Here is a 17,663-nt window from a genome sequence, read left to right as displayed (position 1 = left end):
GAATCAAGAAGTTCTAAAACTATGATTTTATTTTTTACGACTAAAAATCTTGACATATTAAATAAAAAAAGTTAAACTATTTACTAGTTAATTAAATGGTTAAATACTAGTTAAGGAGTTGTTATGAAAAAAAGAAGTATCCTATGGCTTGTGCTTGCCTTCTTTGTTCTTACCATAGGAGCATGTGGACAAAAGACCAGTCAAGACAAGAGTGATGAAACTAAGGGGATGAAAATTGTGACCAGTTTTTATCCTATCTATGCCATGGTCAAGGAAGTATCTGGTGACTTGAATGATGTTCGAATGATTCAGTCAAGTAGCGGAATTCACTCCTTTGAACCTTCTGCAAATGATATTGCAGCTATCTATGATGCCGATGTTTTTGTCTATCATTCTCATACACTAGAGTCATGGGCGGGAAGTTTAGATCCAAGTCTGCAAAAATCCAAGGTAAAGGTCTTAGAAGCATCAGAAGGTATGGCCTTGGAGCGCGTGCCTGGCTTAGAAGATATGCAGGCAGGAGATGGGATTGATGAGAAAACCTTGTATGATCCTCATACTTGGTTAGATCCTGAAAAAGCTGGCGAAGAAGCGCAAATTATCGCTGACAAACTTTCAGAGATTGATAGTGAACATAAAGAAACTTACCAGAAAAATGCGCAAGCTTTTATCAAAAAAGCTCATGATTTGACAAAGAAATACCAACCAATCTTTGAAAAAGCAAATCAAAAGACATTTGTGACCCAACACACAGCCTTTTCATATTTGGCAAAACGATTTGGACTCAATCAGCTTGGGATTGCAGGAATATCTCCTGATCAAGAACCAAGTCCAAGACAATTAACTGAAATCCAGGAATTTGTAAAGACTTATAAGGTCAAAACCATCTTTACAGAGAGCAATGCATCATCTAAGGTAGCGGATACACTTGTCAAATCAACAGGTGTGAGTCTGAAAACCCTCAATCCTTTAGAGGCAGACCCACAAAATGACAAGTCCTACTTAGAAAACCTAGAAGAAAATATGGCTATCTTAGCTGAAGAATTGAAATGAGGAGATTATGAAGATTAATAAAAAATATTTAGCAGGATCTGCAGTAGTTCTTGCTTTAAGTGTCTGCGTTTATGCTTTGAATCAACATCAAGCACCTGAGAAAAAAGATGATAATCGTGTATCCTATGTTGACGGTAAAGGATCTGAAGCTAAGAAGAATGAATCTCTGACACCAGACCAAGTTAGCAAGAAGGAAGGCATAGAAGCTGAACAGATTGTTACCAAGATCACTGATCAAGGTTATGTGATTTCCCACGGCGACCATTTCCATTACTATAATGGTAAGGTGCCTTATGATGCAATCTTTAGTGAAGAACTGGTCATGAAGGATCCGAACTATCAGTTGCGTGATCAAGATATTGTCAATGAGATTAAAGGTGGCTATATCATCAAAGTGGATGGCAAATACTATGTCTATCTAAAAGATGCAAGCCATGCTGATAATGTCCGTACCAAAGAACAAATCGAGCAGCAAAAACAAGAACACACATCAGATAGTGGTAGTGCAAGTGAGGAAGTTCTTACTGCCAGAGCACAAGGTCGATATACAACGGATGATGGTTATGTCTTTAATGCTGCAGATATTATTGAAGATACAGGGGATGCTTATATCGTTCCTCACGGTGGGCATTATCACTACGTTCCAAAGAGTGCCCTATCTTCTAGTGAATTAGCAGCAGCTCAAGCCTATATAGCTGGAAGAGGAAGTCAACCAAGCCTAACGGATTATAAACCAAATCCAAGTGTTACACCAAGTTCTCAAGCCGAAAGCCCAGCAACAAGCAACCCAGTAGATCAAGAGGATAGCCTCCAAAGTCTTCTTGCTCAGTTATATGCTTTACCAGTTAGTCAACGCTATCAAGAATCTGATGGTTTGGTATTTGACCCAGCTAAAATTACCAGTCGAACACCATCAGGAGTTGCGATTCCACACGGCAATCACTACCATTTCATTCCTTATAGTAGTATGTCTGCTTTGGAGCAAAAAATTGCTCGTTTGATACCACTTGGCGGTGCCCTAACACTAACAAAGCCGTTAGAAAATCAAAATAAACCAACAGTTCAGCGTGACCATGAAAATGTAACTCATAAGAACCATCATGAGGATGAACACGATCATGGCTTTGCAGCTGAGCGTGTGATTAGAGAAGATGAGCAAGGTTTTGTAGTTTCACATGGGGACCATGCCCACTATTTCTTCAAAAAAGATTTGTCAGCAGAGCAGATAAAGGCAGCGCAAGAACATTTGCATGGTCATGGCCGAACAGAAGTTCCAAAAGATAGTCCTAACACTCATAAAGAGAATGAAGTGAAACATGAGCATCATGGAGAAGAACATGATCATGGCTTTGCAGCTGAGCGTGTGATTAGAGAAGATGAGCAAGGTTTTGTAGTTTCACATGGGGACCATGCCCACTATTTCTTCAAAAAAGATTTGTCAGCAGAGCAGATAAAGGCAGCGCAAGAACATTTGCATGGTCATGGCCGAACAGAAGTTCCAAAAGATAGTCCTAACACTCATAAAGAGAATGAAGTGAAACATGAGCATCATGGAGAAGAACATGATCATGGCTTTGCAGCTGAGCGTGTGATTAGAGAAGATGAGCAAGGTTTTGTAGTTTCACATGGGGACCATGCCCACTATTTCTTCAAAAAAGATTTGTCAGCAGAGCAGATAAAGGCAGCGCAAGAACATTTGCATGGTCATGGCCGAACAGAAGTTCCAAAAGATAGTCCTAACACTCATAAAGAGAATGAAGTGAAACATGAGCATCATGGAGAAGAACATGATCATGGCTTTGCAGCTGAGCGTGTGATTAGAGAAGATGAGCAAGGTTTTGTAGTTTCACATGGGGACCATGCCCACTATTTCTTCAAAAAAGATTTGTCAGCAGAGCAGATAAAGGCAGCGCAAGAGCATTTGCATGGTCATGGCCAAACAGAAATTCCAAAAGATAATCATAACACTCCTAAAGAGAATGAAGCGAAACACGAGCATCATGAAGATGAACATGATCATGGCTTTGCAGCTGAGCGAGTGATTAGTGAGGATGAGCAAGGTTTTGTGGTTTCACATGGAGATCATGCCCACTATTTCTTTAAAAAAGATTTGTCAGCAGAGCAGATAAAGGCAGCGCAAGAGCATCTGCATGGTCAACATCAGGCAGAACCTGTTAAACCACTTGCAAAAGATGTAGAAGCATTTTCTAGAGATGCAAGTGATGAAGAAAAAATAGCTTATATTTCTAAGACTTATGGTGTTCCACTTGAAGCTATCCGTATTTCAAATGGATTCTTTGTATTTGGTAATCCGGACCAGGCTTATGACCCAACTCACATTCACCCTTACGCAGTTCGTAAGGAACATGTTCGTATTCCGCTTCAAACAGGCGATGCAGAACTTGATTTCCTAAACGAACTCTATACAACTGCACTTCGGGATGGTGTCTCTCCATATAGTTTGCAGGTGGAAAATGGCAGCTTCGTCATTCCTCACGGAGACCATAATCACTACATTAAAGTGCAGACTAAAGGTTATGAAGTGGCTTTGAAACATAAGATTCCTGCCTTGCAATCCAACTACCAACCAGGTGTCTTTGATGAAGCTACTGTTCAAAATAAGGTTGTTCAACTTCTAGCAGAAAGTCGCGAAGTTTACAAGGATAAACCAATTTTACAAAGACAGATTGAACTTGCCTTGGGACAATTCTCTGAAAATATGAAGAAGCTCTCAACAAACTCTACAGCTGGTTATCTGGCTGCTTTAGATCTCTTTGACAAGCAGTATATCCACGTTGACTCTAGTGTAAAACCAACAGAAATCAGTCCTTTAGACAAGAAATATCAAGCTTTAGTAGATAAGATTAATACCTTAGATACGGATGCTTATGGGCTTCCTAAAAAGGATCTCTTGGCTCAACTCCAAGAAAATAAATTGGCTCAAGATGAAGCTGGTTTAGATGCAGTTGAAGCTAAACTAGAAGCTCTTCAAGACTTTAATGATCGTACTGGAGTTACAACAGTCGAGTACATTAAGTATTTCTATCAACATTTATCTGATAATCACTTAAATGACACTCTTAGAAATAAAGTTGCTAACTTAACTTGGACACTTTATCAATCACAATCCTTCCTCAAGGCGACTGACTTAAACAAACTCTTCCCTGAAATCTATCAAACAAAATTAGAGGTAGAAGAAGCAGTGAAGAATGAATCTGTTGCTCATAAGCCTTCTGAAACGATTTTAGATACTGAAAAAGTGGATGGTCACAGTGCTAAAACGGCAGTTTATGAGTTCTTGAAAGGTTTGTATGATGATATCAAACCTGAGGAACAAAGTAATCATGTTCGAAAAGGTCAAGTAGAAGAACTCTTAACAAAAGCTGAAGAATTAGTGGCTCAAGTTAAAGAAGAAGGTGTTAAAGCTTCTCTTGCTGACGAAGTGAAAAATCTGAAAGCTGCTCTAGATAAAGAAGATGCAGACCTTGATGAACTAAACACACAAGTTCAAGATCTTCTGAAGCGTATTTCACAAACCATTCAGACTGAACGTGAGAATGCCAACCAAGACCCAGAGGTTTTAGTTCTTTATCAAAAACTTTATAATGGTGTCATTGCCCTTCATACTTATTTAGAAATGAATAATGGTTCTGATGCTGACTTTGAAAAAGTGGACGCCTTATTTGATAAGCTTAGTGCAGCAAGCAAAGACAAACAAGCTCTTTTAGCTCTTGCTCAAGAAATCGTTTTGTTAAACCAAGAATTTCAATCCAAAGTCAAGCCAGCTGAAGCTAGCACAGAAAAAGCCAATAAAGAAACAAACGATAAACAAGCTGAGTCAAACTTAACTCCTGCAACTAGCTCTCCAGAAACGAGAGAAAAAGTAGCAGAATAATAAAAAGTTCAGACAGCTACCGTGTCAAAAGTAGGCTGCTGATAAAAAAGAGGTCGGGAATTTTTTCCCGATCTCTTTAGTCTTTATAAGCTACAATCCCAATAATGGTGTCGACTGCACGTTCCATTGTTTGTAGGCTAACGTATTCAAAACGACCATGCATGTTTTCGCCACCAGCGAAGATATTTGGCGTTGGAATTCCCATAAAGGAAATTTTAGAACCGTCCGTTCCTCCACGGATAGGTTCGATAATTGGTGTAATATCAAGACTTTCCATGACTGCTTTAGCAATGGTTACTGGTGTCATATCCTTTTCAATGACTTCTTTCATGTTGTAATACTGGTCTGTCAAAGTTAAGGTAACACGATCACTACCAAGTTCTTGGTTCATCTTATCAGCAATAGCTTGTATAGCAGCTTTACGCGCTTCGAAGCTTTCTTTTTCGAAGTCACGAATGATGTAGCTAGCACGCGCTTCCTCAACAGTTCCTGTTACATCCATGAGATGGTAGAATCCTTGGTACCCCTCAGTCAACTCAGGTCGGTCACCTGTTGGGAGTTGATTGTGGAAGTCAATGGCTAATTGGAGAGCATTAACCATTTGCCCTTTGGCTGTTCCTGGGTGAACATTACGACCTTGGAAATGAAGTTCAGCACCTGCAGCAGAGAAGGTTTCATACTGAAGTTCACCAAGAGGTCCACCGTCAACTGTATAAGCAAAGTCAACATTGAAATCTTCTGCATCAAATTTATTGGCACCGACACCGATTTCTTCATCAGGTCCGAAGCCAACACGGATTTCACAGTGTTTAATCTCAGGATGAGCAGTCAAGTATTCGATAGCTGTCATGATTTCAGCGATACCAGATTTATCATCAGCCCCGAGAAGGGTAGTTCCATCTGTAGTAATTAAGGTTTGACCAGGATATTTCTCTAAGCTCTTGAAATCCGCTGGATCTAGTTTGAAACCAGAGTTCCCAAGCCCGATAACGCCACCATCATAATTTTCAATAACTTGCGGGTTAACACCTTCAGCATTAAAATCAGCTGTATCCATGTGTGAGATAAAACCAATCTTACGAGTCAAACTAGGATCGTTAGCTGGAAGAGTACCGATAGCAAAACCGTTTGGTAGATAGTAGACATTTTGCAAACCAACACGTTTCATTTCAGGGATGAGGACATTGGTTGCGAAGTCTACTTGACTTTGGGTACTTGGTGTAGTGGTTGAATGTTCGTCAGAACGTGTATTGACTTTGACATAAGTCAAAAAACGCTCCAACAATGTTTGGTATTTCATAAAAACTCCTTTTTTCCTTCTTTTAAAACCATTGTATCATAGAAAGAAGAGAAAAACAAAAGTCAGAAGGGAGATAAAATCCTTATGTTAGCGTTTACTTATGGCTTCTTTAGTGATACAATAAAAAAGATAAAAATATCACAAGGATGCAGAGATGAAAAAAGCAATTTTAATGATGACATTTGGTTCACCAGAAGAGATTACCTTTGAAGGAGTAGCCGACTTTTTTACCAACATTCGTCGAGGAGTTCGACCTCAAGACCACGAGATTCAAACCCTTTATGATAATTATGTTCGAATTGGAGGAACTCCACTTCAAAAAATTACCCGTGAAGAAGTTGCCTTGGTAGAAGCTAGGTTAGGAAATGAATATAGTGTCTATTTTGCCAATAAATTTTCAACCCCTTTTATTCCAGATGTGATTCGGCAAATGGAAGCAGATGGAATTGAAAAGTGTATTTGCTTGATTTTGGAGCCACACTATTCCTTTTACTCTGTCATGGGGTACGAAAAGTTTCTGGAAAGCAAACAAATTCAGTTTTTAGTTATTAAGGACTGGTATCAAGAAGAAGCACTATTAAATTATTGGACAGCTGAAATTGCTAAAATTTTAAAAGAAAAGGTGAAACAGGATAGCTTTAAAGTCATCTTTTCTGCCCACAGTGTGCCTATTTTTGCCTTGGATTTTGGTGATCCTTATATCGACCAGATTTTCGAAAATAGCAAGTTAATTGCTGAGAAATTAGGCTTGAAACCAGAGCAATATACCAACACTTGGCAGAGCGAAAGTGATATTGGTATTCCTTGGATTAAACCAGATGTATTGGAGTATCTTAGAGAACAGGAAGAACATCCAGAGCATTATATTTTTGTGCCTATTAGTTTTATCAGTGAGCATATTGAAGTCTTGTTTGACAACGATGTGGAATGTCATGACTTGTGTCAGGAATTGGAGGTGAACTACCATCGTCCACCAATGCCAAATACAGATTCTCGTTTGATTGATGCCTTGGTCAATATTGTCCGAGCTAATGAACATAAAGAATTTAGAGAATTCCTCCCAGAAGAAGAAACCTTTGACGAATTAGTCCCTTCGGATGAAACTAAGAATATTTTAGATGAATCACAAGACTTACAAATGCCAGAATTTGTTAAAAAATTAATTGAGAAAAAAGGTCGTGAAAATGTCAAGATGCCTTATTTAATCAAAAAAATGCTTGAAAAAGCTGGCAAATTACCTAAAGACTAAGTGAAAATAGAAAAGAACTGGTAATACTCTTCGAAAATCAAATTCAAACTGCGTCAACGTCGCCTTGCCGTACTCAAGTACAGCCTGCGGCTAGTTTCCTAGTTTGATCTTTGATTTTCATTGAGTATAAGGTTTGTTTCAGATTTCTGCTAAGGTAGGATATAACTTAGAAGGTGAAAGAAAAGGCGGTGGGACAGAAATCGATAGACAAAGTCTTGATTTCGTAGTCCCAGCCCCGCGAGGATGATTAGGAGCTTTTTGGAGTCTAAAAGACGAACAAAAAGTTCAATCAGCTACCGCGTCAAATTATGATTGATAATAAAAAGTGAGGTCGGGATCTTTTTGTCCCAACCTCTTTTTAGGTGACTAGCATTTTTTTGACCTAGTTTTTCTTATTTACCCAGACAAAATTGGCTGAACAACTGTGTAATGAGTTCATCTGGAGCAGCATCACCAGTGATTTCTCCGAGGATTTCCCAAGTACGTGTCAAATCAACTTGAAGCAAATCAACAGGCATTCCTAGTTCGAGGCCTTCGTTTACAGCTTGTAGGCTTTCAACCGCCTTTTCAATTAATGAAATATGACGGGCATTAGACAAGTAAGTAGCATCTTGTTCGACCAAGCCTGCGTTTTCAAAGAAGAGGTTGTTAATCCGTTCTTCAATCTTATCAATGTTTTGATTTTTCAGGACCGAAATACGGATGACATCTTCAGGAAGTTCCTGAGTTTCAATAGCTTCTGGCAGGTCAGTTTTGTTGAGAAGAATGATTCGATTAGTATCTTGACTAATTTCAAGAAGTTGTCGGTCTTGAGCGGTTAGTGGTTCGCTAGCGTTTAGGACTAGTAGAACTAAGTCAGCTTCCTTGAGAGCTTTTTTGGAGCGCTCGACACCGATTTGTTCGACGATGTCATCTGTTTCACGGATACCAGCAGTATCAATCAACTTCAGTGGAACACCGTTGATGTTGACGTATTCTTCGATGACGTCACGGGTTGTACCTGCAATATCCGTTACAATGGCCTTATCTTCACGCAGGAGGTTATTAAGAAGGCTAGACTTCCCAACGTTTGGACGACCGATGATAGCCGTTGAAATCCCTTCACGGAGAATCTTCCCACGACGTGCCGTTTTTAAGAGATTGGTTAAGAGTTGTTCAAACTCCAAGGTCTTTTCACGGACAACAGCAGTAGTGGCTTCTTCAACATCGTCGTATTCAGGATAGTCGATATTAACCTCTACTTGTGCTAGTGTATTGAGGATTTCTTGACGAGTATTATTAATCAAGTCAGATAGAGAACCGTCTAATTGTTTGACCGCTATATTCATAGCCTTATCAGTCTTGGCACGGATAATATCCATCACAGCCTCGGCCTGAGTCAAGTCTACACGACCGTTAAGGAAGGCACGTTTAGTAAACTCTCCAGGCTCTGCCATACGTGCACCTTCACGGATAGCCAATTGGAGAATTTCATTGGTTACGGCGATTCCACCGTGAGTGTTAATCTCGATAATGTCTTCACGAGTGAAGGTCTTTGGAGATTTCATAGCCCCAATCATAACCTCGTCCATGACCTTACCAGTTTGAGGGTCAACAATGTGGCCGTAGTTAAGAGTGTGGCTAGCAACCTTGCTCAAGTCCTTGCCTTTAAAGATTTTCTGCGCAATGGCAAAACTATCCGTTCCGCTTAGGCGGACTATCCCAATAGCACCTTCACCAAGCGGTGTCGAGATGGCTGCAATGGTATCAAATTCCCGTGTAATCATTTCAATTCCTTTATAGTTTATTTGTTTGTATAGACTAATATCTCTTCAAATTGTAACAAATTTTAGTATTTTCTTCAATAAATGTTACTTATAAAGAAAAGCCTAAGCAGATTGCTTAAGCTTTACTTAGTGCGCATTTCGCCTTGTGGGAAATAGGTTCCTTCAGGCATATCGTTGATAATGACATGAACAGCAGATTGAGGTGCACCAGTGTTGCGAACAACAGCTTCCGTAACTTCCTTGGCTAGGGCTTTCTTTTGCTCTAACGTGCGTCCTTCAAATAAATCGATGCGTACAAATGGCATAATTACGTCCTCCACTAGTTATTTGATTTCTTCTATTTTACCACAATTTGCCGTTTAAAGCTTTGAGAAAATATGGTATACTAGAATGTAGCAAAAATTTAGAAATGGACGTGAAATAGAAGCATGGCACAGTTGTATTATCGTTATGGGACTATGAACTCAGGAAAAACGATTGAGATTCTCAAGGTAGCCTATAACTATGAGGAGCAAGGAAAGGGAGTTGTGATTATGACTTCGGCTCTGGATACGCGTGACGGTATTGGCTATGTTTCAAGTCGAATTGGGATGAAAAGACCAGCAGTTGCTATTGAGGAAACAACGGATATCTTTGGATTTATCCGAGATTTACCTGAAATGCCTTACTGTGTACTTGTCGATGAAGCCCAGTTTTTAAAGCGTCACCATGTTTACGACCTAGCTCGTGTTGTGGATGAGTTAGACATACCTGTTATGGCATTTGGTTTAAAAAATGACTTTCGTAATGAACTATTCGAAGGTTCAAAATATCTTCTGCTCTTAGCAGACAAGATTGACGAAATCAAGACCATCTGTCAGTATTGCAAGAAAAAAGCAACCATGGTCTTGCGTACGCAGAATGGTCTGCCAGTCTATGATGGTGAGCAGATCCAGATAGGTGGCAATGAAACCTATATCTCGGTTTGCCGTAAACATTATTTTGCCCCACTGATAACATCTAAAAAGGAACAAGACTATGACAATTGAACTAAGAGATGTTACAATGGAAAATTATTTTGATGTTCTGCATTTGGATGTTAAGGAATATCAAAAACAATTTATTGCTACCAACGCAATTAGTTTAGCTGAAGCATATGTCTACACTAAAAATGGAGATTTTGTAGCTCCATTGGCAGTTTACGATAATGATGCAATCATAGGTTTTGTGATGTTAGCTTATGATAAAAAAATCGGAATTAGTAATGGAAATTATTTACTATTTCGTTTCATGATTGATAAGCATTTTCAAGATCAAGGATATTTTAAACCAATTATGGATAAGGTGCTAGACTATGTTCGGACAGCGCCAGCAGGTTTAGCCAATAAACTTTGGTTGTCTTATGAACCAGAAAATGAACATGCAAGATTTTGTTACCTCAGTTATGGATTTAAAGAAACTGGGGAAATATTTGAGAACGAAGTAGTAGCCATATACGATTTAACAATTGAGAAATAAGGAGAAAAAATGAACATCTATGATCAACTACAAGCTGTAGAAGACCGTTATGAAGAGTTGGGAGAATTGCTGAGCGACCCTGATGTGGTCTCTGATACCAAGCGTTTCATGGAGCTTTCAAAAGAGGAAGCTTCTACTCGTGACACGGTAACTGCCTACCGCGAATACAAACAAGTCCTTCAAAACATTATCGATGCCGAAGAGATGATTAAAGAATCAGGCGGAGATGCTGACTTGGAAGAAATGGCCAAACAAGAATTGAAAGATGCTAAGGCCGAAAAAGAAGAGTACGAAGAAAAACTGAAGATCTTGCTCCTTCCTAAAGATCCAAACGATGACAAGAACATCATCCTTGAAATCCGAGGAGCAGCTGGTGGTGATGAAGCAGCACTTTTCGCTGGTGATTTGCTAACCATGTACCAAAAGTACGCTGAAGCCCAAGGCTGGCGCTTTGAAGTCATGGAGGCTTCTATGAACGGTGTCGGTGGTTTCAAGGAAGTGGTTGCTATGGTATCAGGTCAGTCTGTATACTCTAAGCTTAAGTATGAGTCTGGTGCCCATCGTGTTCAACGTGTCCCTGTGACAGAAAGTCAAGGGCGTGTTCATACCTCGACAGCTACTGTCCTTGTCATGCCTGAAGTGGAAGAAGTAGAATACGATATTGATCCAAAAGACCTTCGTGTGGATATCTACCACGCTTCTGGTGCTGGTGGACAGAACGTCAACAAGGTTGCGACTGCCGTTCGTATCGTTCACTTGCCAACCAATATCAAGGTTGAAATGCAGGAAGAACGTACCCAGCAGAAAAACCGTGAAAAAGCTATGAAGATCATCCGTGCGCGTGTTGCTGACCACTTTGCACAGATTGCCCAAGATGAGCAGGACGCTGAGCGTAAGTCTACTATCGGTACTGGTGACCGTTCAGAACGTATCCGTACCTATAACTTCCCACAAAATCGTGTCACAGACCACCGTATTGGCTTAACCCTTCAAAAACTAGATACGATTTTATCTGGTAAACTAGACGAAGTTGTGGATGCCTTGGTACTCTATGACCAAACACAGAAATTAGAAGAATTAAACAAATAATGAAAGTAGCTCAAATTTTTAAAGATTTTGAGGAAAAGTTGATAGCACAAGGAGAGGAAGCAGAAAGCCTCTCCTTTGTCTATCGTAGCCTGAAAAATCTATCTTTTACAGACTTTGTCTTTGCTCTCCAGCAAGAGGTAACAGAGGAAGAAAGACAGTTTGTAGAGGACATTTACAGGAAATTGGCGAATCATATACCCGCCCAGTATATTATCGGTCATGCTGAATTCTTTGGGATGCAGTTAAAAGTAGATGAGCGGGTCTTGATTCCCCGTCCAGAGACAGAAGAGTTGGTGAAACTCATTTTGGCTGAGAATCCAAAGGAAAACCTCAAAGTTCTGGATATCGGAACAGGGAGTGGTGCTATTGCTCTTGCCTTAGCTAAAAATAGACCTGATTGGACAATCTCAGCTACCGATATTTCTCAGGATGCTTTGGATTTGGCGATGGAAAACGCTAATAATCAAGGTCTAACATTATCTTTTATTAAATCTGACTGTTTCTCCGAAATTTCTTCAAAATATGATATAATTGTATCCAATCCACCTTACATATCTCGAGTAGATGAGGCAGAAGTAGGTTTGAATGTTCTCCATTCAGAGCCACATTTAGCCCTGTTTGCAGATGAGGATGGTCTAGCGATCTATCGCAGAATTGCGGAAGAATCAAAGGACTATCTAAATGATGGTGGTAAGATTTATCTTGAAATTGGCTACAAACAAGGTCAAAGTGTTCCAGCTCTTTTCAAGGAAAATTTTCCCGAGAAGCGAGTTCGAACTCTGAAAGACCAATTTGATCAAGATAGGATGGTTGTCATTGATGATGGAGAAAATTAAGAAAGAGCTTGAAAAAGGTGGAGCTGTTGTTCTGCCGACAGAAACAGTTTATGGTCTTTTTGCCAAGGCGCTAGACGAAAAAGCAGTTGATCATGTCTATCAACTTAAACGTCGTCCAAGAGACAAAGCACTTAATCTCAATGTCGCAAGTTTAGACGATATCTTGAACTTTTCTAAGAATCAGCCAGCTTATCTCCAAAAACTGGTTGAAAGTTTTTTACCAGGCCCTTTGACCATTATCTTAGAAGCTAATGACAAGGTTCCCTACTGGGTCAATTCAGATTTGACGACTGTTGGATTTCGCATGCCTAGTCATCCAGTAACTCTGGACTTGATTCGTGAATTTGGCCCCTTAATCGGACCTTCTGCCAATATCTCAGGTCAATCAAGTGGAGTAAATTTTCACAAGATTCTTCATGATTTTGACCAAGAGGTCTTGGGACTCGAAGACGATGCTTTTTTAACAGGTCAGGATTCGACTATTTTAGACCTATCTGGCGATAAGGTGAAGATTCTACGTCAAGGAGCGATTACACGAGAAGATATCCATGCCAAGATACCAACAATTCCTTTTGAGGAGGTATGAAATGCTACGTGATTTGAAAACAACAGATGTTGCATCTATTTGTGAGATTAATAAAGAAGCTTTAGGCTATTCGTTTAGTTTAGAGGAAACGGCTAGTCAACTAGCTAAGTTATCTCAAGACTCACATCACTACCTACTGGGTTTCGAGGATTCGACCAGCCATGACTTACTTGGTTATGTCCATGCCGAGGTTTATGAATCCCTTTATTCAAAACCAGGTTTTAATATTCTAGCTTTAGCTGTTTTGCCTCAAACACAAGGTCAGGGTATCGGAAAAACTTTGCTCCAAGGATTGGAACAAGAAGCAAAAAAACGAGGCTATAACTTCATTCGCTTAAATTCTGCAGACCATCGTCTGGGTGCCCATGCATTTTACGAAAAAGTTGGTTATACTTGTGATAAAGTGCAGAAACGGTTTATTCGCATCTTTTAGTATATTTTCTTAAACTAAAGGACCAGTCACACTATAAAGGAGAAGACCTATGATTTTTGACAAAGACGATTTTAAAGCATACGATGCTGATCTCTGGAATGCTATTGCCAAAGAAGAGGAACGCCAACAAAACAATATTGAGCTAATCGCGTCTGAAAATGTCGTTTCTAAAGCAGTTATGGCGGCTCAAGGGTCTATCTTGACCAATAAATACGCCGAAGGTTACCCAGGACGTCGTTATTACGGTGGTACGGATGTAGTTGATATCGTTGAAAGTCTAGCTATTGAACGTGCAAAAGAAATTTTCGGTGCTAAATTCGCCAATCTCCAACCTCACTCAGGAAGCCAAGCCAACTGTGCAGCGTACATGGCTTTGGTTGAGCCAGGTGATACGGTAATGGGAATGGATTTGGCAGCAGGTGGTCACTTGACCCACGGAGCTCCTGTAAGCTTCTCTGGTCAAACCTACAACTTTGTTTCTTATAGTGTTGATCCTGAGACTGAACTCCTGGACTTTGATGCTATCTTGAAACAAGCACAAGAAGTGAAACCCAAATTAATCGTAGCAGGAGCTTCAGCCTATTCTCAAATTATTGATTTTTCAAAATTCCGTGAAATTGCAGATGCTGTTGGTGCTAAACTCATGGTAGATATGGCGCACATTGCTGGCTTGGTTGCTGCAGGTCTTCATCCAAGTCCAGTCCCTTATGCACATATTACAACAACAACGACCCACAAAACCCTTCGTGGACCACGTGGTGGTTTGATTTTGGCCAATGACGAAGACCTTGCTAAGAAGATTAATTCTGCTATTTTCCCAGGTATTCAAGGTGGGCCATTAGAGCACGTTGTTGCTGCTAAGGCTGTTGCCTTCAAAGAGGTATTGGACCCAGCCTTCAAGGAATATGCAGCAAATGTTATTAAGAACAGCAAGGCTATGGCAGAAGTCTTCTTGCAAGACCCTGATTTCCGTATTATCTCTGGTGGTACTGAAAATCACCTCTTCCTAGTGGATGTAACCAAGGTTGTAGAAAATGGGAAAGTTGCTCAAAACTTGCTGGATGAGGTCAATATTACCCTAAATAAAAACTCAATTCCATACGAAACTTTGTCACCATTTAAGACAAGTGGTATTCGTATCGGTGCAGCAGCAACAACTGCACGTGGTTTTGGTGAAGCAGAAAGCCGTAAAGTGGCTGAACTTATCATTAAAACCCTTAAAAATGCAGAAAATGAAGCTATTTTAGATGAAGTAAGAAGCGATGTCAAAGCCTTGACAGATGCCTTCCCATTATATGAGGACTAAAATTTTTATGGACATTTATATTAAGAAAGCTATTATCCATCAGTTCAGCCCTGATGACACAGAGTTGTTTCTAGCGGATAAATTTCTCAATATCACTCCAAAAATCGAGGAATACCTACGTAAGAAAATCGAACGTGTGTATTCAGATGAAGCCAAGACTGGGATTTTCGAAGAAGAAAATCCCTTCTTCAATCATATTACAGATGATTTGTTGGAGACATCGGTGACGCTAGCAAACCTATGGAAAGAGGAATTCAGCATTTCTGAAAATCTCAAGACCAACGACTTGATTTTTGTGCAGTTTTCTAAAGAAGGAGTAGAGCATTTTGCTTTTTTACGTATTGCCCTGCGTGAGACCTTGACCCACCTCGGTGGAGAGGTTGATAATCCAATCAAGCTGACTCAGAATAACCTGCCTGGATTTGGTACAGGGGCTGACGAGGCCTTAGTGGTCAATCTTCAAAGCCGAAAATATCACCTGATTGAGAAACGAATTAAGTATAACGGGACTTTTTTGAACTATTTTTCTGAGAATCTGATACAGGCTCAGCCTAAGATTTCACCTAAGAAGTCAATCAAGGAACTGGAAAAAACAGCTCAGAGAATTGCTGAAACATTTAATACAGATGATTTTCAATTTCAATCTAAGGTCAAGTCTGCTATTTTTAACAACCTTGAAGAAAGCAATGAATTGTCTCCAGAAAAATTGGCAAATGACCTTTTTGACAACAATCTCACTGCACGTCTTAGCTTTATTGACCAAGTCAAGGAAGCAGTGCCAGAGCCAGTTCAGTTTGATGAAATCGATGCTAGTCGTCAATTAAAGAAATTTGAAAACCAAAAGCTTTCTCTGTCAAATGGGATTGAGTTAATCGTACCCAATAATATTTACCAAGATGCTGAGTCGGTCGAATTTATCCAAAATGACAATGGTACCTACTCTATCTTAATCAAAAACATCGAGGATATACAAAGCAAATAATGTTTAAATTTATAAGAAGGGTCTTGGTGCTTGTTCTTATCTTATTTACTGGTTATAAACTTTTTCATATGTATCGGGATGTAAAGCAGGTCATGACCTATCAATCCTTGATACGAGAGGTTTTAAGTGAGCAAGATACGCCAGCAAATGAAGAACTAGTCCTGGCCATGATTTATACCGAAACCAAAGGTAAAGAAAGCGACGTGATGCAGTCTAGTGAGTCTGCTAGCGGTACTACAAATACGATTTCTGACAATAGGAGTAGTATTCGTCAGGGGATTCAAACCTTGACTGAAAATCTTTATTTAGCACAAGAAAAGGGGGTAGATGTTTGGACTGCTGTACAAGCCTATAACTTTGGTCCAGCTTATATCGATTTTATCGCCCAAAATGGGAAAGAAAATACCCTTGCTCTAGCTAAACAATATTCCAGAGATACAGTTGCGCCGACATTAGGAAATACAACTGGAAAAACCTACCGCTACGTCAATCCAATTTCCATCTTTCAAGGTGGAGAACTCTATGTGGATGGTGGAAACTATTATTACTCTAGACAGGTTCAACTAAATCTCTACATTATTAAATTTTTTAATCTATTTTAAGCACTTAGAAAATTCTAGGTGCTTTTATAAGCTTTCTTTAAGGCTAATCGACTATCCTAGATAGGAAAAGGAGGAACGTCTCATGCGAAAGAAATTCTTTCTGACAAGTGCTGTAGCTCTTTTAGCAGTTGCAACTTTGCAAAGCGCTCAAGCAGCCACTGATGTTCAAAAAGTCATTGATGAAACTTATGTTCAACCTGAGTACGTCTTGGGTTCTTCACTAACAGAAGATCAAAAAAATCAAACATTAAAAAAACTAGGCTATGATGCCTCAAAAGATACTAAAGATTTGAAGACTATGACGCCAGATGTCTACTCAAAGATTATGAACGTCGCCAATGACTCTAGTATCCAGCTCTATTCGTCTGCAAAAATTCAAAAATTAGGTGAAAAATCTCCACTTGAAGTGAAGATTGAAACCCCTGAAAATATCACTAAAGTGACCCAAGACATGTACCGCAATGCGGCTGTTACTTTGGGTGTGGAGCATGCTCGTATTACCGTTGCTGCACCAATCCCTGTAACAGGTGAAAGTGCCCTAGCAGGTATTTACTATTCATTAGAAGCTAATGGTGTTCAACTTCCTCAAGAAAATAAAGACCTAGCTCAGGAAGAACTAAAAGCCTTGTCAGACATCAACGATGAAAATAAGGACAAATCAGGCTATGATGCCAATAAACTCAATGTAGCCCTTGCCGATATCAAATCTGCCATCGCTAAAGCTAAAGAGTCCAAGGGTGAGCTTACTGAAGATGATGTTCGTAAGATTGTTGAAGACACATTGAAAAATTATAAGCTGGATCAGGTTATAACAGGGAACCAGATCAATATCATCATCAACTTTGCCTTCAATCTTTCTAAGAGCGATATTTTGAATAACGAAGACTTTACAAAGACTCTAAAGGATCTGAAACAAAGTATCGTTGCGCAAGCAGGAGATAGTTTTAGCAATATCGACCTTAACTTTGATGCTAATAAAGCTATTCAAGACGGTGGCAATATCCTCAGTGCTATTTGGCAAGCAATTGTAAACTTTTTCAAGAGTTTTGGTGCTTAGGCTAATTCATGG

16 protein-coding genes are annotated in these 17,663 nt (G+C 39.6%); 13 read left to right on the top strand and 3 right to left on the bottom strand.

Going from position 1 to position 17,663, the window contains the following annotated elements; translation table 11 throughout:
* Positions 1-123 precede the first annotated feature (123 nt).
* Positions 124-1,053 (top strand): metal ABC transporter solute-binding protein, Zn/Mn family, encoded by a 930-nt coding sequence (locus tag AB2B50_RS03895; RefSeq protein WP_320693250.1) that lies wholly within the window; start codon positions 124-126, stop codon positions 1,051-1,053.
* Between the two features lie 7 nt (positions 1,054-1,060).
* Positions 1,061-4,948, top strand: coding sequence for a pneumococcal-type histidine triad protein (locus tag AB2B50_RS03885; protein WP_414169885.1), 3,888 nt, complete (start codon positions 1,061-1,063; stop codon positions 4,946-4,948).
* Positions 4,949-5,024: 76 nt separating this feature from the next.
* Here AB2B50_RS03885 and pepT read toward each other — a convergent pair whose 3' ends face one another.
* Complete coding sequence (pepT, locus tag AB2B50_RS03880) at positions 5,025-6,248, bottom strand: peptidase T (RefSeq protein ID WP_320692512.1); 1,224 nt, start codon at positions 6,246-6,248, stop codon at positions 5,025-5,027.
* Positions 6,249-6,402: 154 nt separating this feature from the next.
* On the opposite strand from pepT, the gene hemH reads away from it, so the two are divergent.
* Positions 6,403-7,497: a ferrochelatase gene (gene hemH / locus AB2B50_RS03875; protein WP_060955780.1), complete on the top strand. Its 1,095-nt coding sequence runs from the start codon at positions 6,403-6,405 to the stop codon at positions 7,495-7,497.
* A 392-nt stretch (positions 7,498-7,889) separates the two neighbouring features.
* Here the strand turns inward: hemH and mnmE are convergent, their stop codons facing one another.
* Together mnmE and AB2B50_RS03865 are read right to left on the bottom strand one after the other, a co-directional pair.
* A complete protein-coding gene (gene mnmE / locus AB2B50_RS03870; protein WP_320692511.1) occupies positions 7,890-9,263 on the bottom strand; it encodes a tRNA uridine-5-carboxymethylaminomethyl(34) synthesis GTPase MnmE in 1,374 nt (457 codons plus the stop codon).
* 122 nt (positions 9,264-9,385) lie between these two features.
* Positions 9,386-9,568 carry a 4-oxalocrotonate tautomerase gene (locus tag AB2B50_RS03865; RefSeq protein ID WP_001117401.1) on the bottom strand — a complete coding sequence of 61 codons (183 nt, stop codon included), beginning with the start codon at positions 9,566-9,568 and terminating at the stop codon, positions 9,386-9,388.
* A gap of 123 nt (positions 9,569-9,691) precedes the next feature.
* Between AB2B50_RS03865 and AB2B50_RS03860 the strand changes: the two genes are divergently transcribed.
* The 10 genes from AB2B50_RS03860 to AB2B50_RS03815 all read left to right on the top strand — a co-directional run bounded on the left by AB2B50_RS03860 (position 9,692) and on the right by AB2B50_RS03815 (position 17,651).
* On the top strand, positions 9,692-10,291 hold the full coding sequence (locus tag AB2B50_RS03860; protein ID WP_320692510.1) for a thymidine kinase: 600 nt from the start codon (positions 9,692-9,694) through the stop codon (positions 10,289-10,291).
* On the top strand, positions 10,281-10,760 hold the full coding sequence (locus tag AB2B50_RS03855; RefSeq protein ID WP_320692509.1) for a GNAT family N-acetyltransferase: 480 nt from the start codon (positions 10,281-10,283) through the stop codon (positions 10,758-10,760). The genes AB2B50_RS03860 and AB2B50_RS03855 overlap by 11 nt, the downstream gene beginning before the upstream one ends.
* Before the next feature lie 9 nt (positions 10,761-10,769).
* Positions 10,770-11,849, top strand: a complete 1,080-nt coding sequence (gene prfA, locus AB2B50_RS03850; protein WP_001028810.1) for a peptide chain release factor 1 — start codon at positions 10,770-10,772, stop codon at positions 11,847-11,849.
* Positions 11,849-12,685, top strand: coding sequence for a peptide chain release factor N(5)-glutamine methyltransferase (prmC, locus tag AB2B50_RS03845; RefSeq protein WP_320692508.1), 837 nt, complete (start codon positions 11,849-11,851; stop codon positions 12,683-12,685). The genes prfA and prmC overlap by 1 nt, the downstream gene beginning before the upstream one ends.
* Positions 12,669-13,271, top strand: a complete 603-nt coding sequence (locus AB2B50_RS03840) for an L-threonylcarbamoyladenylate synthase (protein WP_320692507.1) — start codon at positions 12,669-12,671, stop codon at positions 13,269-13,271. The genes prmC and AB2B50_RS03840 overlap by 17 nt, the downstream gene beginning before the upstream one ends.
* Before the next feature lies 1 nt (position 13,272).
* Positions 13,273-13,704: a GNAT family N-acetyltransferase gene (locus tag AB2B50_RS03835; RefSeq protein ID WP_045763018.1), complete on the top strand. Its 432-nt coding sequence runs from the start codon at positions 13,273-13,275 to the stop codon at positions 13,702-13,704.
* Positions 13,705-13,753: 49 nt separating this feature from the next.
* Positions 13,754-15,010 (top strand): serine hydroxymethyltransferase, encoded by a 1,257-nt coding sequence (gene glyA / locus AB2B50_RS03830; RefSeq protein ID WP_320692506.1) that lies wholly within the window; start codon positions 13,754-13,756, stop codon positions 15,008-15,010.
* Between the two features lie 7 nt (positions 15,011-15,017).
* On the top strand, positions 15,018-15,992 hold the full coding sequence (locus AB2B50_RS03825) for a nucleoid-associated protein (protein WP_070460651.1): 975 nt from the start codon (positions 15,018-15,020) through the stop codon (positions 15,990-15,992).
* Positions 15,992-16,594 carry a lysozyme family protein gene (locus tag AB2B50_RS03820; protein WP_320692505.1) on the top strand — a complete coding sequence of 201 codons (603 nt, stop codon included), beginning with the start codon at positions 15,992-15,994 and terminating at the stop codon, positions 16,592-16,594. Before AB2B50_RS03825 ends, AB2B50_RS03820 begins: the two co-directional genes overlap by 1 nt.
* An 82-nt stretch (positions 16,595-16,676) precedes the next feature.
* Positions 16,677-17,651, top strand: a complete 975-nt coding sequence (locus tag AB2B50_RS03815) for a DUF1002 domain-containing protein (protein WP_320692504.1) — start codon at positions 16,677-16,679, stop codon at positions 17,649-17,651.
* Positions 17,652-17,663: the final 12 nt, after the last annotated feature.

Origin of the sequence: Streptococcus fermentans (genome assembly GCF_040888305.1) — a bacterium.
Lineage (GTDB): Bacteria > Bacillota > Bacilli > Lactobacillales > Streptococcaceae > Streptococcus > Streptococcus fermentans.
This window is presented reverse-complemented; position numbering and strand designations above follow the sequence as displayed.

Excerpts from the sequence above, each read along its gene's own strand:
- AB2B50_RS03895 (WP_320693250.1), top strand. The coding sequence starts at position 124 with ATGAAAAAAAGAAGTATCCTATGGCTTGTGCTTGCCTTCTTTGTTCTT.
- AB2B50_RS03885 (WP_414169885.1), top strand. The coding sequence starts at position 1,061 with ATGAAGATTAATAAAAAATATTTAGCAGGATCTGCAGTAGTTCTTGCT.
- pepT (WP_320692512.1), bottom strand. The coding sequence starts at position 6,248 with ATGAAATACCAAACATTGTTGGAGCGTTTTTTGACTTATGTCAAAGTC.
- hemH (WP_060955780.1), top strand. The coding sequence starts at position 6,403 with ATGAAAAAAGCAATTTTAATGATGACATTTGGTTCACCAGAAGAGATT.
- mnmE (WP_320692511.1), bottom strand. The coding sequence starts at position 9,263 with ATGATTACACGGGAATTTGATACCATTGCAGCCATCTCGACACCGCTT.
- AB2B50_RS03865 (WP_001117401.1), bottom strand. The coding sequence starts at position 9,568 with ATGCCATTTGTACGCATCGATTTATTTGAAGGACGCACGTTAGAGCAA.
- AB2B50_RS03860 (WP_320692510.1), top strand. The coding sequence starts at position 9,692 with ATGGCACAGTTGTATTATCGTTATGGGACTATGAACTCAGGAAAAACG.
- AB2B50_RS03855 (WP_320692509.1), top strand. The coding sequence starts at position 10,281 with ATGACAATTGAACTAAGAGATGTTACAATGGAAAATTATTTTGATGTT.
- prfA (WP_001028810.1), top strand. The coding sequence starts at position 10,770 with ATGAACATCTATGATCAACTACAAGCTGTAGAAGACCGTTATGAAGAG.
- prmC (WP_320692508.1), top strand. The coding sequence starts at position 11,849 with ATGAAAGTAGCTCAAATTTTTAAAGATTTTGAGGAAAAGTTGATAGCA.
- AB2B50_RS03840 (WP_320692507.1), top strand. The coding sequence starts at position 12,669 with ATGATGGAGAAAATTAAGAAAGAGCTTGAAAAAGGTGGAGCTGTTGTT.
- AB2B50_RS03835 (WP_045763018.1), top strand. The coding sequence starts at position 13,273 with ATGCTACGTGATTTGAAAACAACAGATGTTGCATCTATTTGTGAGATT.
- glyA (WP_320692506.1), top strand. The coding sequence starts at position 13,754 with ATGATTTTTGACAAAGACGATTTTAAAGCATACGATGCTGATCTCTGG.
- AB2B50_RS03825 (WP_070460651.1), top strand. The coding sequence starts at position 15,018 with ATGGACATTTATATTAAGAAAGCTATTATCCATCAGTTCAGCCCTGAT.
- AB2B50_RS03820 (WP_320692505.1), top strand. The coding sequence starts at position 15,992 with ATGTTTAAATTTATAAGAAGGGTCTTGGTGCTTGTTCTTATCTTATTT.
- AB2B50_RS03815 (WP_320692504.1), top strand. The coding sequence starts at position 16,677 with ATGCGAAAGAAATTCTTTCTGACAAGTGCTGTAGCTCTTTTAGCAGTT.